We start from the raw sequence: 14848 nt of genomic DNA, 5'->3' as shown, positions 1-14848 counted from the left end.
GGATTATTGGGGCCGCCTTTTTGGCACGGCAGGGGCAAAGGGATTTCCGGCATTTCGCTGGCGGAGATCCGGATACAAAAAGCCGGTGACCACGCATGGCGGTCACCGGCTGGGGAAAAAGATCGTGAGTGCTTCAGTGGCTCATCGGATTCTCGCCGGAAGCTTCGCCGAGGCTGGCGAGTTCGGCGGGGAGGAACTTCTTGAAGCGCGTCTTGTCGATGGCCTTCATGTAGGCCTCTTCCGGAGAGATCATGCCTTCGCGGAGCTTGCTCCAGATGGACTCGTCCATGAACTGCATGCCCTCGCCCTTGCCGCCGGTGATGACGTCGTAGAGCTTCTGGGTCTGGCCTTCACGGATGATCGCGGAGACGGCCGGAGTGGCGAAGAGGATTTCGTGCACCGCGGTGCGGCCCGGCTTGTCCACGCGCTTGCACAGAAGCTGGGCGAGCACGCCGCGCAGCGAAGCCGCGAGCATGGTGCGCACCTGCGACTGCTGGTCGGCGGGGAACACGTCGATGATACGGTCGACGGTCTTGCGGGCGTTGTTGGTGTGCAGGGTGCCGAAGACGAGCAGACCGGTTTCCGCGGCGGTGAGGGCCAGCGAGATGGTCTCAAGGTCGCGCATCTCACCGACGAGCACGATGTCCGAATCCTCGCGGAGCGCGGCACGCAGACCGTCCGCAAAGGATGGTGTCTGGATCGGCACCTCGCGCTGGGTGATGATGGACTTCTTGTTGCGGTGGACGAACTCGATCGGCTCCTCAACGGTGATGATGTGGCGGTTGAAATTACTATTGATGTAGTCGAGCAGCGCCGCGAGCGTGGTGGACTTGCCGGAACCGGTGGGACCAGTGACGAGCACGAGGCCGGAACGCATGTGGCCGAACTCCTTCACCACCTGCGGCACGCCAAGGTCTTCGAGCGAGGCGATCTCGGTGGGGATGAGCCGGAACACGGCGGCGAGGCCGTGGCTCTGCTTGAGATAGTTGCAGCGGAAACGGGACTGCTCGTCCATCGCGTAGGCGAAGTCGAGGTCACCGGTTTCGAGATAGCGTTCGAAAGCTTTCGGATCGCAGATCTCGGCGAGTAGGTTCTTGAACTCCTCGCGGCCGAGCACGGGCTGGTCCGGGATGGCGACGACGGAGCCGTGGACACGGGTCTTCGGCGGCTGGCCTTCGGAAAGATGGAGGTCGGAACCGCGGTTCTCGACGAGGTAACGGAAAAGGGCGTCAATCTGAGCCATGGGAAATCGGGTTTTCGTAAAGTGGCAAGGGTTTCGCGGAACGATGGATCAGGACTGGAAGAAGGCCTTCATCTGGTTCTTGTCCTCGCTGCGGTAGAGGGTTTCCTCGCGGGTGATGAGGCCCTGGACGTAGAGCTTCCGGAGCGATTCATCCATGGTGATCATGCCCACGTTCTTGCCGGTCTGCATGACGCCGGGGAGCATGAAGGTCTTGCCCTCGCGGATGCAGTTGGAGACGGCGGGGGTGTTGACCAGCAGCTCGAGCGCGAGGCAGCGGCCGGTGCCATCGGCACGCGGGACGAGCTGTTGGGAAAGGATGCCGCGCAGCGATTCCGAGACCATGATGCGGATCTGGTCGCGCTGGTCGGTGGGGAACACGTCGAGCACGCGGTCCAGGGTTCGGGGGGCATTGCCGGTGTGCAGGGTGCCGAGCACCAGGTGGCCCGTTTCCGCAGCGGTGAGCGCGAGCTGGATGGTTTCAAGGTCGCGCATTTCACCGACCATGATCACGTCCGGGTCTTCACGGAGTGCGCCACGCAGAGCCTTGGCGAAGGAGTCGGTGTGGAGGTGGACCTCGCGCTGGTTGATGTGGCAGCCCTTCGATTCGAAGACGTATTCGATCGGGTCCTCCAGAGTGAGGATGTGGTCCTCGCGGTCGCGGTTGATGAAATCGACCAGCGCGGCGAGCGTGGTGGACTTGCCGGAACCCACGGAGCCGGTCACAAGGATGAGGCCGTTCTGATAGCGGGTGAGGGGGACGAGGTGATCGAGCGGCAGGCCGATTTCCTCGATGGCGCGGATCTTGGTGTTGATGATTCGGAACACCATGTCGTAGCCGAGGCGCTGCTTCACTACGGAGGCGCGGTAGCGGCCGTGGGTGTTCGAGTAGGCGAAGTCCACGTCACCCTTGTCCTGGAGGCGGTTCCACTCGCGATCGCCGAGGAAGGAGCGCGCGAGGCGTTCCGTGTCTTCCGCAGTCAGCACCTGATGGTCTTCCCAGATCGGGGAAAGCTGGCCGAAGCGGCGCCATGCCGGCGGATAGTTGGTGGGAAGATGGATATCCGAGCAGTCGTATTCACGACCGAGCTGGAGGTATTGGTCGACGTGGTCGAGCACCTGATGGGCAGACATGGCAAGGGTTTTGGAAACGTGGGATGTCGGGTTTGGTCGGTGTAAAACGCCGCCGGAGGCCGGATTTGCCTGTTGGGCAAAGGCTTCAGAAGGCGAGTGACCGGTGGAAGATCAATATTCCGCGGAATTCCTCAAGGGCACAGTTGGCCCGGGACCATCTCTTTTTCCAAAGCGGATCGCGAAATGGCACAATGCAACAGTCAGTGGGGATCGCGGCCCTGTCCGAGACGGCCCGCAAGGGTCCGCTGGAGGTAGCCGGTGACGAGGGATTTCACCACCGGGCGCGCCAGCGCGCCTCCGGCGGTCAGCAGCAGACCGGCAAGCCCGGCCTTGCGGACTTTTTCCTCGGTGGTCTTCTTCGGCTTTCGGCGGCGCAGCGCGAGGCTGGCGATGAGGCCGGTGACGAGCGAGCCACCGAGCCAGCCCGTGGGGTGGGTTTGCAGGGATTCCTTCACCCGGGCGGGGACATCCACCCGGTGCTTGAGCACCGCGAGGTCGTACGCCAGGCGGCGGCGGGCGGTTTCGCTGCGCTTCAGCAGCGCCTCGATCTCGGGACTGATCACAGGTTTTTGAACCATTCGCGGTCGCGTTGGAATTCGGAACGGGTGAGCGAGAAGGCGGGCGGGACCGGCTTCCGGATCAGCGCGAAGCAGATGCCCGCCACGATCGCGTGCAGCAGGGCGAGGCCCAGCGCGATCCAGCCCCAGGAAACTTCGAAGGCCGCGGCCAACAGTGGAATCACCCCGGCGAGGATCAGCGCCCAGGTGAAAAACGCCGCTCCGGCGAGGATGCCGCCGAGTGCGCCCTTGCGACCGGCGTTCTTCGCCGCGTCACGGGCCTCCAATTCGATGAGGGCGAGGCGTGCGGACACAAGATCCGCGGCCGCCTCCCGCCAGTTGGCAGGAGGTGCTTCGCGATCGTCACCGGTGGTCGGTTCCGGAGATTCGTTCATCGGCGGACGATGAGGCCAACCAGGAAGCCAACGCCCAAGGCACCGAGCACGGCCTTGGTCGGGTGCTGGCGGATGTAGTCCTCCGCGGTGACGTGGATCTCTTTCGCCTTGTCACGGGTGTCGTGCCACTGGTCGCTGGCGGCGGAGCGGAACTGCTGGGCTTTTTCGGTGGCGGCGGACTTGAAGGCCTCGGCCTTCTCGGTGGCGACCTGCTTGAACTGGACGGCCTTGTCGGCGGCCACTTCCTTGAGGTGCTGGGCGGTTTCCACGGCTTTGTCCTTCAGTGCCTGGGCCTGGGTGGAGGCGGTGTTGGCGAGTTCGCGGGCCTTTTCGCCTGCGGCGGCGCGCAGGTCGTTGGCGGCCTGGCCAACCGACGGTCCACGGGTGAAGCCAGCTTCGGGGTCCAGGGCGTTGGTGGCGGAAAATGCGTCTGACATGATTGGACGGGGTTGAATTTCAAGTGCGGCCGCCAGACGCGACCGCGTTGGCGTTAGGGTGGCACCGCGATGGCGGCGGCGCAAGGTACCGTTTCGCGATCGGCGTTACGGAAACGCGGTCTTTTTCCACGCGGTGGTTCCGTCGCAGCGTCCGACAAGACAGAACAAGGAGACGTCTACTCAAAGGGAGAGCTGGAGATGTGCCAGGAGTGATTTGGGAGTCAGTCCTTGCTTCGGGTCACAAATGCCAGCTCTTCCAGGAATCTCTCCGGTGTGATCCCGCAGGCTTTGCAATACGAGATCCATTCGATCACATCCAGCCGCCGCTGTCCTCGCAAGAGATCGCTGACGGTTGATTGGCTCATTTTCATTTTTTTAGCGAGAGCCTCCTGGGACAGTCCGGCGTCGCTCCGCACGCGTCCAAGGACTTGCACGAATCGCTCGTAGTTCGCGGAGTAGATGGATTTTGCCACGATGAAATTCTGACAAATCCGGCCAAATATCGAAAAAGCTGGTATAAAATCTGAATTTACGATGTTTCTATTCTGGTTGTGTGAAAAGGCCATGAAGTCCGCGAATCCTCTTGAGTGTTAAGCAACACGCCGTCACGTCTCACTCGCAATCTCTCCCCATGAATCCCAAGATTCTCCCTGTCGTGTTTTCCGGGTCGCTCGGTCTGGCGGCCCCGCTTTTTGCCCAGGAATCAGTCCCCATCGAGGGCCATGTCGTCATCCTGGTTGAAAAGCAGCCGTTGGAAGGAGTCGTGGTGAAACGCACTGCCGTTCACGATCAAGGCGACCACACGGTCATCATGCAGAAGATCGCGCCGCCCGCTCTTCCAGAGGAACAGCCCGCTCTTCTCCGGGGTGCCGTGCAATCATTCCAACAGACGGGCGGAGAGCAACGCGTTTACAAGGCCCTCGGTCTTACCGCCATCATCTACGACCACCAGAAGACTTACCTGGAATGGGCGGTTGGAGAGCAACGTTTCGCCGCATGGAGCAATGTGGATTTCAGCCTTTTGGCCAACGTAGCCCATATTCCGGTGGGTGAGGAACTCTACAGCTTTCTCATGGTTCCCGCGAATGTGGACACCGCCAAACTGGCCAGCCTATACCAGACACGTGGGCAGACCTATCAGGCTCCACAAGTTCCGGCCTTCCCTTCCACTCTTCCTTCTTTGATTGTTACGCGAGGTGACGCCTCCAATGCCGCCGCGCTCGCCCCGGTTCAGGCACTGCTCCAGCACTATCGGGACAACGAAGCCGTTTTGAAGGCCGCCTACGCCCAGCGCACGGCGGATGCAGCGGCACAGAAGGCCTATGACGAGGCTCACCCGAAGCAGCCGAAGGACACCACGGTTCAATTCTGGAAACGCCAGGCTCCGGCGACTCAAACCAACAGTGAGGAGGGAGCACCATGAAATCCCTTCTTTTACTGCTGGCGGCGGCTATGCCCGTCTTCGGCCAGATGACGAGCCAACCGCAAGCCATCCTGACCCATGGTGCGGGAGACACCGTAAATCTCGATTGGCAGGGACTCGCGGCCCGATCCTACTTCCTCCAATACTCGGAGGATCTTCGAACGTGGAACTACTTTCCGGCGGTGGAGTTGGGGGCGGATGAAACCATCAGCTACGGCTTCTCTTCCACGGCGGACAAGTTTTTCGTCCGACTCCAATACACCGACGAGCCGACCGACGACCCGGAGAATGCCGACTTCGACGGCGATGGACTGACCAATCTGGAAGAGATCTCCATCTACCACACCAAACCCTTTGCAGCGGATACGGATGACGATGGATTGAGCGATGGCTATGAGGTTCAAAACGACCTCGATCCAAAGGACGACGGCTCCGTCGCATTCAACAACGGCCTCTTTGGCGATCCGGATGGGGACGGTATCTCCAATCTGGAGGAACAACGGGCAGGCACCAATCCTCAATCCGCGGCCGATTTTCCGCCTAACATAGTTACGGAGATCCGGTCGGGAATGGCGCATGTTGAAGTTCTTGGTGGAGGGACCCCTTCGGGGGAATTCAGCGCCTACCGCTATTGGCACCCTTTTCAGACCTTTACCGCGAACGACAATACACCGTTGACACCACTAAGCGTTGCCGTTCGGCTATTATCGAAGTTCAATTTCGATGCTATCCCCGAAAATATCGCTACTGCCACACATATCCCACTATCTGGAGATTATAGGGCCGGTGCACATGCGGGATTCAATGTATGGACGAGCGGTTCGAATTCAGTTAAGGCGGCGTCTCTCCTGCAAACTCGCTTTTGGGTTAGCGCTCCCATGATGCCCACTAATCGGACATTTAAATTTCTGAAAAGGGAGCGCTCCACCTCGGTTGCCGCTACCCAGCAATTGGGGACAACGGGTACGCCTACTCAAATTCCGGGAGCGACTACCATCGTGACGCTTTCCATTCCAGCTTACGCGAGTATTTCTACTCCCTTGACCCTTGAGCCTTGAGCCTGAAGGGGCGCAAACGGATGGATTAGAGAAGTGGACCTATGCAGTTGCGTCCCAAGTTTCCATCGTCCCGGACACCGGAATGAGTGGCGTCGTGGGTGACATGATTCTTAGTAAGAAGACGGAGAATCCGGAGCTACATTTCGTGACTCCGAAAAAAACGATTGAGATCCCAGATGACTATGTGATTCTAAAAGCCGTGGGACTGAATGCGGATGAAATTACGGCAAACGATCCCCGCCAAATTGTGGAATGGGATGGTGGTGAAGAGGTCGCCGGGGAACCATTGAAACGTAAGTTCAAAAGAGACGCGATTTCAAGGCAAATAGGTGAGATTAGAATCAAAAATGACGGCTCCTCAGTTGTAAAGATAAACGTTTGGACTGTTTGGGTGACCGGTGCTTGTGTGTTGGGTAATGTGATTCCTGTCGAAGATGCCGATGTTACTTCGATGTCTGTGAGCGCGGTGACGACTTGGAAAGTTTATCCTGAAAACATTATCACGGATCAGGATATTCCGGATTTGACTGGAGTTAATATCACATTACCTCCCGGTTATTCTAAAAAGCATATTGTTTCCAATCAGCCTTTGTCGGGTGGGGTTAATAAGAAATGGGATGCGTCCCGGCAAATCCGCATTAAGGTGTTAAATCCGAATGGTTATTCTAAAGCGCAACTTCCAGAAGTGGATGGAGCTCTATTCGATGATCAGCCGAAAGCAGAAGATACGCCGGAACAATTCCCTGACAGTTCTAGCATCGAGGGCAATGATGATTCGAATCCAGATGATGAATTTAATAATCCATACGACGAGAATGGCGTCGGGAGACTGGCTAGTAGCGATAATCCCACCCATTTAATGATGAATACTACTGGGGCGGTTGGGGATGTCTTTGAAATGCGCGATCATTTCAAGGAGTTTGTGAGGCTTGAAATTGCCAAGAAATGGTATAGGGTTTCAGACCCGCTGGAATGGCGCGTCCATTTTAAAATGAAAAAAGAAAAAAATGGTGACACGGAATCTTGGAAAAACAATGCTTCCGACAAGGCGTTAAATAATGACGGATTCTGACATATGAAATCATTTAGAGAATGTGCATACTTTATTGTGTTGATGGGGGCTATGGCAATACTGCCAGTTGCGGCGAATTCCATTGATGGAGTTCGAGATGCTGCGCAGGCAGAGAAGCTGGCCTTTTTAGCCCGTCATTCGACTGTGTTGGAGCATGCGGATGCTTCAAATGCGTTCGACGGGCTGATTTCGGATGATTCGGAAAAGGCATCCTCCGCTATTAAAAAACTTAAAGAGTTGAAAGATGAGGAGATGCTTCTGGTGGCCTTGAAATATCCAAATCGGGTAATTAAGAAGGAAGCTGCGGAGGCTTTGCAAGAAATTGCTGGCAAGAAATCGCTTGCGAAAATTTGCGAGGCTCTTGACTATGAGAATAAGTGGCTGCGCCGTACGATCTCGAATGCGGAGATCGAAATCACCAGTCGGAAATTCCAATGGGCTCTGCTTGCTACCATCCAGAAAATATCGGGAGTAACCTATGATGGGCCTGTGGAGTATTCTTCCACTGCGATTACAACGTATTTGGATAGAGTAAAAGAAGAGATGGAAAAACAGAAGTAGAATGTATTGGTTGTTTTTAATGTATCATTGGATTTGGAATCTTTCCAGGGTTGATTTTTGATGTTGAATGGATAGTTGTGGGAAGATGTGGATAAAGGAATTCCCCCGTTTGGATATTTGGGATGGGAAACGAGATAGTGGACGGTTTTGGTGCGGGATCTCTGATTTTCAGGCTGAAAAAAGATGAAGTTTCCCGCTGCAACTAGTCGCTTGTTTTTCTTGATATTGTTGGTCACGATATTAGCTCATCCCCTTGCATCAAGAGGACGTGAAAATAATGGCATTTATCCTCCAGAGGCGTACGTGCAAGCTGCGGAAAAATCTCACAAAATTTTGCAGGATTACTGGGATCAGAAGGATTCAAAATCTTTTATGGAGTGGTTTGAGGCTCCCGAGCTTTGGAAAAATACTTTTGCGAAATCCTTTTTCATCGAAAGGGAATATTCCCGATATAAATTTGAGATCGCGATAATGATGCTGAACTCGCCCGCGAGCGCATGGGCCGACAAAGGGTCTATCGTCCCATCTAGTGATTCCGCGATTCCAGTGCTACGAATGAGGACGATAGCTAGCTGTACCCAGGCGATTAAGAAATTTGTGCCGGATTTTGAAGTGAATCCTTCAGATTTTGAAACACCAAAATCGCGAACTCAATTAGCTTCGCGCCTCAAGCCCTATCTGATAAAATTCGAATTTCATTCGTTGAATCTTGATTCGATCGGAGATGATGGTTCAATCAACAAAAGATCTGAAGCGAAAAGGCTTGTCGAAATTAGCCGAAACTCTGAAGAGCGATCGTCCTCGGAGAAAATGTTCATTTTCGGATCATTAGCGATTGGGGCTATTGCATTGCTGACTTTTTGCTATGTTCGTATAAGCGAAGAACGGCGTTAACTAGAGCCCAATAGCGGGTCCTAACTAGCATTTGGCCTCGTTTGAGTGACATTGACGGAGTCCCCCCTTTGCTTTAAACACGGTCTGTCATCTGAATGTCAGCAAATTGCGGATTCCGCTAGACCATATCAAGGCTCCGCGATGATTGCCTTGGGCGGGTTCATCAGGGCGTCTTCCTGGTCCTTCGGCGGCGAGGTGAACATGACATTCCGCCACTCGGGATCGCGGAGCGGGCCGCTGCCGTGGAATTGGAAGAGACCGGAGAACGGACGCAGTGGCAGGGTGAGCACGCCGAGCAGACCGCGGGTGTTCATGCGCATGGTCATGTCCAGCGTGACCTTGGTGAGATCCACGCGGGCATCTCCGGTGAAGGCGAGTGAGGAAGTGGCGGTGCGGAAATCATTGGTTTTCAGGACGCCGTCCTGGATGACGAAGGTGCAGAAGGCGTCCTTGGCATGCTGGAAGCCCGCCTTGCGGTTGGCGAGGATGCCGGCGATGAGCGGTGAGAGCGGGCCGAAGATGGGTACGGAGAAGAGCTCGCCTTTTTCCAGAGCCATCAGGCCGCGGCCGTTCAGCTTGTCCACACCGTGGGTGCCGCAGGTGAACTCGATGCGGCCGGTGAGCTGGCCGCCGCCCTTGGGATCGAATCCGTAAAGCTCGCCAACATCATTGAACGAGAGCCGGGTCCAACTGAACTCGCCGCTCAAGCCGGCATCCCGTCCGGGATTGCGGGTGACGGTGCCATTGACCGGACCGCCGAAGGCGCGGAAGGCGAGATTGTCCACCACGACCTTTTCATTCTGGATGCGGACATTGGCGGAAGGCGATTCCAGCAGCAGGTCCTTGTCGATGAACTCGTAGGTGGCCGGGGCGTTGGTTTTGAAGGAGATCTTCAGATCGGTGCGACCCTTGCCGATGGTATCGACCAGGCCGGAGCATTGCAGCACGGGGGGCTGGTGGAAGCGGTATTGCTCCAGATCCTCCGCGATGCCGCGGGCGAACATCCGCACCAGCGGCGCGGGCCAGAAGGTGCCCTCCACATTGGAGATGGCCACGGTGTCCGCCTCGCTGTCGTAGCGGACCTGCTTCACTTTCAGCGAGCCGGTCCGCGGTCCATCGAAGGCGCGCTGCAGGCCGTAGTTCCGGTAATCGAAGGTGACGGCTCCATTCCGGAAATCGAGGGCGCTGTGGCTGAGATCGAGATCGGTTTCCGCGACGAGGAAGGGCGTGCCGCGATAGGTGCAGTTGTCCACCCGGCCATGGCCGCTGACGACCCACGAGTGGACGTCATGGAGGTCCCAGCCGCATTCGAGATTCGCATCCACCTTGGTGTGCTCGTTCTCGGTGAAGTCATTGAGCACGCGGCCGAACGGTTGGCCGGCGAAGAACGGGCGGGCGACCGCGAGCGGAAAATTCGAGCGCAGTGCGACACGGATGTAGTCGTCCTGGAGCAGCAGCTTGCCGGTGAGCTGGCCATCGCGGCGCAGCACCTTGATGTCGCGCAGGAACAGGTTGCCCTTGCTCCAGGAGAATGCGGTTTCGAACGAATCGAAGGCGGTGCCGCGGATCATCAGCGCCTTGAGGCTGGCGGAGCCGGTCAGCTTCACCTCCGGCGGCCCGCCATCTACGAGACGGAATTCGCCGGAACTCTCGATCCGTTGCTCACCGGCCAAGGTGACATCGTGGATGGAATCCACGCCGAACCACGAACGCAGCAGGCGAGGCAGATCGAGGCCGGAGCTGAAACCGAAGCGGCCCTCGCGGCCTGCGAGATCGTAGTCGAGCCGTCCTTCCAGATCGCCGCGGCGGTCGGAGGCCTTGAGCGAGGTGACGGTGAGCAGGGTGCCGGTCCACTCCGCCTCCGCGGCCACACGCTGGAGGGGGTGGCCGCCGCGTTCCACGTCCTTCGCGCTGAATTTCACGCGGCCATGGAGCGTGGAACGGTCCGCGAAATCGCCGTCGATGGCGATGTTGAGCTTCGGGCGCTCTTTTTCATCGAACCGCCAGTTGCGGGCTTCATCAAGGCAGCGTTTGAGCAACTCCAGCCGGGCCTTGCGGTTAGGATCATCCGCGGCTTGGGCGGTGAGCGCGGGGCGGTAGCCCAGGATGCGGGCGGCGAGAGTGACCTCGATGCCCTCGATCTCGCCGCTGGCATCACGGATCTCCAGCACGCGGCCACCGGGCATGGCGATGGTGGCATTCACATGGCTGGCCTCCAGCATCTCGCCCTGCGGGTTGGCGGGGTCGACGGGCAGATCGAGACGGCCATCCTTGAGTGCGAGCTTGGTGAGCTTCATCTGGCCGCGGGCCAGCAGGCTCTTGTCGAAATCGATCGCCACGCGTTCCATCCGCGAGATCTGGCGGGTGCGGGATTCGTCCGAAAACACGCGGATCTCCGTGGCGACGAGGCCGCCGTGGAAGGGCTGGTAGCTGAGGCTGGCCACGCTGACGTGGAGGCCCTGCTTTTCCAACTCGTGCTCCATCATCTGCCGCCACGTCTCCGGCAGGCCGGTGGCATTCGCCCACCACAGGCCGCCGACCGCCACCACCACCGTGCAGACCATCAGCAGCAGGATCGCCGTGCGGAGGTTGCGGAAAAAGTGGAGCCGGGTCATGCCGTGAAGGGATGACGCATCCTAGGCCGGTGTAGCGCGATTGCAATCATCCCGCGTCCGGGATTGCCGCCGCCGGGCGGGTCCCGTAGCATCCACCGCCATGCGGTTTGCGGTGCTGGGCAGCGGGAGTTCGGGGAATTCGACGGTGGTCGAAGCGGGAGGCACGCGCCTGCTGGTGGATGCGGGATTGAGCGCGAAGCAGTTGGTGACGCGCCTCCAGTCGATCGGGGCTGATCCGGGCTCGTTCGATGGCATCCTGCTCACCCACGAACACGGCGACCACATCCGCGGGCTGCGGGTGCTGCTCAAGCAAATGCCGGTGCCGATCTATGCCACTGCGGCGACCGCACGGGTGGTGAAGGACACGGGTATTGAGGGAGCGACGTGGCGAGTCTTCACCGCCGGGCAGGGATTTCGCATTGGTGCTTTTGAAATCGAGGCCTTCGCGATCCAGCACGATGCGGTCGATCCGGTGGGCTTCGTGTTCCATCATCAGGAATCGCGTTTCGGCCTGCTCAGCGATGCGGGCTTTGTCACGCGGAGCATGGTGGACCGGTTGCGCGGCGTGCATGGTCTTTTCGTCGAGGCGAACTACGATGATGCATTGCTGGAAGCGGACACGAAACGTCCGTGGTCCACGAAGCAGCGCATCAGCTCGCGTCACGGGCATCTTTCCAATGCACAGGCCGCTGAACTGGTGGCGGAGCTGGCGCATCCGGGCTTGCGCCGGGTGGTGCTCGGCCATCTCAGCCAGGACTGCAATCATCCGGACACGGCGATTTCCGCGATTCGCTGTTCGCTGGAGCGGGCGGGACACAGGCACGTGAGCCTGCATTGCGCGTGCGGCGAGGTTTCACCGTGGTGGTCGCTGGTGGAGGAGCCGCGATTCTCGTTGGAGTTCTGCGATTGAGCTCACCGGGGCGTTTTGACCACGGATTGAACGGATTGGGGAAAGAGTGTCGTCGGCTCCACATACCCGTCGGTGCCTCCATGGCCTCCCGGGAAAGGAAACCACAGATTACACGGATTTCGCTGATTGAAGAGAGCGGCGGTCAGCCCTTCATTCTTGTAGTAGCACCTTTTCCCCCTCTTCAAATCTGTGTAATCTGCGAAATCTGTGGTCAAAAAAATGCCACGAACAGGTCTGTGAGATTCCCGCTGGCATCCCGGGGCCAATGAGGTTCACTCGGCGGCGTGAAGTTGGAAATCTGCATTGATTCGGTGGAAAGCGCCGTGGCCGCGGAGCGCGCGGGAGCGGTGAGAGTGGAACTTTGCGCCGGATTGATGGAGGGTGGCATTACGCCCAGTGCGGGGATGATTCGGGCGGTTCGCCAGCGCGTGTCGCTCGGCCTGATGGTGATCATCCGTCCGCGCGGCGGGGATTTCCTTTACGATGATGCGGAGATGGAGACGATGCTGGAGGATGTGGCCGTGGCGCGGAAGTTCGGTGCGGATGGCATTGTGATCGGAGCCTTGCTTGCGGATGGCCGCGTGGATGAAGACAAGACGCGCGCCTTGATCGAGGCGGCGGGACCATTGCAAGTGACCTTCCATCGCGCCTTCGATGTCTCGCGCGATCCGTTCGAATCGATGGAAACCCTCGCATCTATGGGTGTGCATCGCATCCTCACGTCCGGCCAGGAAGCCAGCGTCTTGGAAGGCGCGGAGGTGATCCGGGAACTGGTGAAGAAAGCCGGTGAACGCCTCATCATCCTGCCAGGTGGCGGCATCACCCCGCGGAATATCGCGAAGATCGCCGCCCTGACAGAAGCGTCCGAGTTCCACCTGAGCTGCCGCAAGACCGTGGACAGCGGCATGAACTGGCGCAATCACCGCCCGGCGATGGGAGCCGCGCTTTATCCGCCGGAGTTCTCCCGCAAGATCGCCGATGAAGCCGCCATCCGTGGCATCCTCTCCAAGGACTCCTGATTTCCTTTTGTCATCGTCATGTATCGCATCGCCATCGGCGGCATCGCCATTGAAAGTTGTACGTTCTCACCGCTGACCAGCGGGGTGGAGGACTTCCTGATTCTCCGCGGGCAGGAAATGCAGGTCCGCTATCCCTTCATGCCAGAGTGGAATTTCCACGGTCGTGAAGACATCACGTGGTTTCCGATTCTCCAGGCGAAGGCGATTCCCGGAGGCTCGGTGCGCGCGGCGGATTACGCGGCGATGAAGAACGAACTGCTCGACGGCATCCGCGCGGTGCTGCCGCTGGATGGGTTTTACTTCGACATCCATGGCGCGATGAACGTGGTGGGCACGGACGATGCCGAGGCCGATCTCGCCCGAGCGATCCGCGAGGTGGTGGGGCCGGAATGTCTCATCACCACCGGCATGGACCTGCATGGCAATGTCACGCCGGAGCTGGTGAAGGAGGTGGATCTTTTCACCGCGTATCGCGAGGCTCCGCACATCGATTACCTCGATACTCGGGAGAAAGCGTGCCGTCTGCTATTGCAATGCCTGGACGATGGCACTCGGCCGGTGCGCGCGTGGGCGCGGATCCCCGTGGGCCTGCCGGGTGAACGCACCAGCACCTTTGTGGAACCGGGCCGTAGTGTTTATCAGACGCTCAAGCTCTCCGACATACGACCCGGCATCCTCGATGCCTCGCTGTGGGTGGGATACGTATGGGCGGATGAACCGCGCACCTCGGCGACGGTGGTGGTGACCGGCACCGATGAAACCGCGTGTCGTGAGGAAACGGTGCGGATCGCGCGTGTGTATTGGGATGCGCGTTATGATTTCGATTTCTGCGTGGAGGCCCACGATGCGGACACCTGCATCGCGAAGGCCGCCGCGCTCAAACAGAAGGCCGTTTTCATCAGCGACTCCGGTGACAACCCGACCGCAGGCGGGGCGGGGGACATCCCGACGTTCATCGGGCGCTTGCTCGCGCATCCGGACTTCGCATCCGGTGCGGCTACGGCGATCTATGCGAGCATGCCGGATCCGGCTGCGGTCCGCGTTTGCTACGATGCGGGCGTGGGTGCATACGTGAAGGTTTCGCTCGGTGGAAAGCTCGATCCCGTGCATGCCCGCCCGCTGGAGGTGGAGGGTGAAGTCGTGCTTCTTTCTCCGGACGATGTCGTGGGTGGCGATCTCGCCGTGCTGCGTGCCGGTGGCGTGAATGTCATTCTCACCAGCCGCCGCAAGCCGTTCCATGTCATCCATGAGTTCACGCGCCTCGGTCTTGATCCGAAGGAACATGAGCTGACGGTGGTGAAGATCGGCTATCTGGAGCCGGAACTCCGCGATGCGGCCAGCCATGCGTTCCTCGCACTTACGACGGGTGCCGTAAATCAGGACATTCCGAAACTGCCTTTCAAACGTGTGCGCAGGCCGTTCTATCCGCTGGACGATGGATTCGATCCGGGGGATTTCGAGGTTCAAGTAGTAGCGTAAGTTTTCAACTTGCGCGTGGGTGGAGCGGATTCGTGGGGAGACTCGCGGATTGTC

The 14848-nt window shown here is 58.7% G+C and carries 15 protein-coding genes; 8 read left to right on the top strand and 7 right to left on the bottom strand.

Translation table 11 applies throughout. From position 1 onward, the window contains the following. Positions 1-133: 133 nt before the first annotated feature. The 6 genes from KBB96_RS07890 to KBB96_RS07865 form a co-directional block, all read right to left on the bottom strand. Positions 134-1243: a type IV pilus twitching motility protein PilT gene (locus KBB96_RS07890; RefSeq protein WP_211634116.1), complete on the bottom strand. Its 1110-nt coding sequence runs from the start codon at positions 1241-1243 to the stop codon at positions 134-136. A gap of 48 nt (positions 1244-1291) precedes the next feature. Further along, positions 1292-2374 (bottom strand): type IV pilus twitching motility protein PilT, encoded by a 1083-nt coding sequence (locus KBB96_RS07885; protein WP_211634115.1) that lies wholly within the window; start codon positions 2372-2374, stop codon positions 1292-1294. Positions 2375-2574: 200 nt separating this feature from the next. Beyond that, the gene (locus KBB96_RS07880) at positions 2575-2952 is read right to left on the bottom strand and encodes a hypothetical protein (protein WP_211634113.1); all 378 of its coding nucleotides are present in this window, start codon (positions 2950-2952) and stop codon (positions 2575-2577) included. Next, entirely contained in the window at positions 2934-3326 is a 393-nt protein-coding gene (locus KBB96_RS07875) for a phage holin family protein (RefSeq protein ID WP_211634111.1), read from the bottom strand. The genes KBB96_RS07880 and KBB96_RS07875 overlap by 19 nt, the downstream gene beginning before the upstream one ends. Beyond that, positions 3323-3763, bottom strand: a complete 441-nt coding sequence (locus tag KBB96_RS07870; protein WP_211634109.1) for an ElaB/YgaM/YqjD family protein — start codon at positions 3761-3763, stop codon at positions 3323-3325. Before KBB96_RS07870 ends, KBB96_RS07875 begins: the two co-directional genes overlap by 4 nt. Positions 3764-3984: 221 nt before the next feature. Continuing rightward, positions 3985-4329: a helix-turn-helix domain-containing protein gene (locus tag KBB96_RS07865; protein WP_211634107.1), complete on the bottom strand. Its 345-nt coding sequence runs from the start codon at positions 4327-4329 to the stop codon at positions 3985-3987. A 65-nt stretch (positions 4330-4394) separates the two neighbouring features. On the opposite strand from KBB96_RS07865, the gene KBB96_RS07860 reads away from it, so the two are divergent. The 5 genes from KBB96_RS07860 (at position 4395) to KBB96_RS07840 (ending at position 8771) form a co-directional block, all read left to right on the top strand. Then, the gene (locus KBB96_RS07860; protein WP_211634106.1) at positions 4395-5186 is read left to right on the top strand and encodes a hypothetical protein; all 792 of its coding nucleotides are present in this window, start codon (positions 4395-4397) and stop codon (positions 5184-5186) included. Then, entirely contained in the window at positions 5183-6244 is a 1062-nt protein-coding gene (locus KBB96_RS07855) for a thrombospondin type 3 repeat-containing protein (RefSeq protein WP_211634104.1), read from the top strand. Before KBB96_RS07860 ends, KBB96_RS07855 begins: the two co-directional genes overlap by 4 nt. Further along, positions 6234-7316 (top strand): hypothetical protein, encoded by a 1083-nt coding sequence (locus tag KBB96_RS07850; protein ID WP_211634102.1) that lies wholly within the window; start codon positions 6234-6236, stop codon positions 7314-7316. Before KBB96_RS07855 ends, KBB96_RS07850 begins: the two co-directional genes overlap by 11 nt. Positions 7317-7319: 3 nt before the next feature. Continuing rightward, positions 7320-7877 (top strand): HEAT repeat domain-containing protein, encoded by a 558-nt coding sequence (locus KBB96_RS07845; protein WP_211634100.1) that lies wholly within the window; start codon positions 7320-7322, stop codon positions 7875-7877. Positions 7878-8060: 183 nt separating this feature from the next. Next, entirely contained in the window at positions 8061-8771 is a 711-nt protein-coding gene (locus tag KBB96_RS07840; RefSeq protein ID WP_211634098.1) for a hypothetical protein, read from the top strand. A 128-nt stretch (positions 8772-8899) separates the two neighbouring features. On the opposite strand, the gene KBB96_RS07835 is transcribed toward KBB96_RS07840, so the two are convergent. Further along, complete coding sequence (locus tag KBB96_RS07835) at positions 8900-11386, bottom strand: AsmA-like C-terminal region-containing protein (protein ID WP_211634095.1); 2487 nt, start codon at positions 11384-11386, stop codon at positions 8900-8902. Between the two features lie 100 nt (positions 11387-11486). Between KBB96_RS07835 and KBB96_RS07830 the strand changes: the two genes are divergently transcribed. The 3 genes from KBB96_RS07830 to KBB96_RS07820 all read left to right on the top strand — a co-directional run bounded on the left by KBB96_RS07830 (position 11487) and on the right by KBB96_RS07820 (position 14794). Next, positions 11487-12296: an MBL fold metallo-hydrolase gene (locus KBB96_RS07830; protein ID WP_211634093.1), complete on the top strand. Its 810-nt coding sequence runs from the start codon at positions 11487-11489 to the stop codon at positions 12294-12296. 284 nt (positions 12297-12580) lie between these two features. Next, positions 12581-13315 carry a copper homeostasis protein CutC gene (locus KBB96_RS07825; RefSeq protein WP_211634091.1) on the top strand — a complete coding sequence of 245 codons (735 nt, stop codon included), beginning with the start codon at positions 12581-12583 and terminating at the stop codon, positions 13313-13315. Between the two features lie 18 nt (positions 13316-13333). Then, the gene (locus KBB96_RS07820) at positions 13334-14794 is read left to right on the top strand and encodes a M81 family metallopeptidase (RefSeq protein ID WP_211634089.1); all 1461 of its coding nucleotides are present in this window, start codon (positions 13334-13336) and stop codon (positions 14792-14794) included. Positions 14795-14848: the final 54 nt, after the last annotated feature.

This window comes from Luteolibacter ambystomatis (assembly GCF_018137965.1).
GTDB lineage: Bacteria > Verrucomicrobiota > Verrucomicrobiia > Verrucomicrobiales > Akkermansiaceae > Luteolibacter > Luteolibacter ambystomatis.
The sequence above is the reverse complement of the archived record's forward strand: the minus strand, read 5'-3'. Positions and strand labels throughout refer to the sequence as shown.

Coding starts and splice junctions, on each gene's coding strand:
- KBB96_RS07890 (WP_211634116.1), bottom strand. CDS start 1,243: ATGGCTCAGATTGACGCCCTTTTCCGTTACCTCGTCGAGAACCGCGGT.
- KBB96_RS07885 (WP_211634115.1), bottom strand. CDS start 2,374: ATGTCTGCCCATCAGGTGCTCGACCACGTCGACCAATACCTCCAGCTC.
- KBB96_RS07880 (WP_211634113.1), bottom strand. CDS start 2,952: ATGGTTCAAAAACCTGTGATCAGTCCCGAGATCGAGGCGCTGCTGAAG.
- KBB96_RS07875 (WP_211634111.1), bottom strand. CDS start 3,326: ATGAACGAATCTCCGGAACCGACCACCGGTGACGATCGCGAAGCACCT.
- KBB96_RS07870 (WP_211634109.1), bottom strand. CDS start 3,763: ATGTCAGACGCATTTTCCGCCACCAACGCCCTGGACCCCGAAGCTGGC.
- KBB96_RS07865 (WP_211634107.1), bottom strand. CDS start 4,329: ATGGCCTTTTCACACAACCAGAATAGAAACATCGTAAATTCAGATTTT.
- KBB96_RS07860 (WP_211634106.1), top strand. CDS start 4,395: ATGAATCCCAAGATTCTCCCTGTCGTGTTTTCCGGGTCGCTCGGTCTG.
- KBB96_RS07855 (WP_211634104.1), top strand. CDS start 5,183: ATGAAATCCCTTCTTTTACTGCTGGCGGCGGCTATGCCCGTCTTCGGC.
- KBB96_RS07845 (WP_211634100.1), top strand. CDS start 7,320: ATGAAATCATTTAGAGAATGTGCATACTTTATTGTGTTGATGGGGGCT.
- KBB96_RS07840 (WP_211634098.1), top strand. CDS start 8,061: ATGAAGTTTCCCGCTGCAACTAGTCGCTTGTTTTTCTTGATATTGTTG.
- KBB96_RS07835 (WP_211634095.1), bottom strand. CDS start 11,386: ATGACCCGGCTCCACTTTTTCCGCAACCTCCGCACGGCGATCCTGCTG.
- KBB96_RS07830 (WP_211634093.1), top strand. CDS start 11,487: ATGCGGTTTGCGGTGCTGGGCAGCGGGAGTTCGGGGAATTCGACGGTG.
- KBB96_RS07820 (WP_211634089.1), top strand. CDS start 13,334: ATGTATCGCATCGCCATCGGCGGCATCGCCATTGAAAGTTGTACGTTC.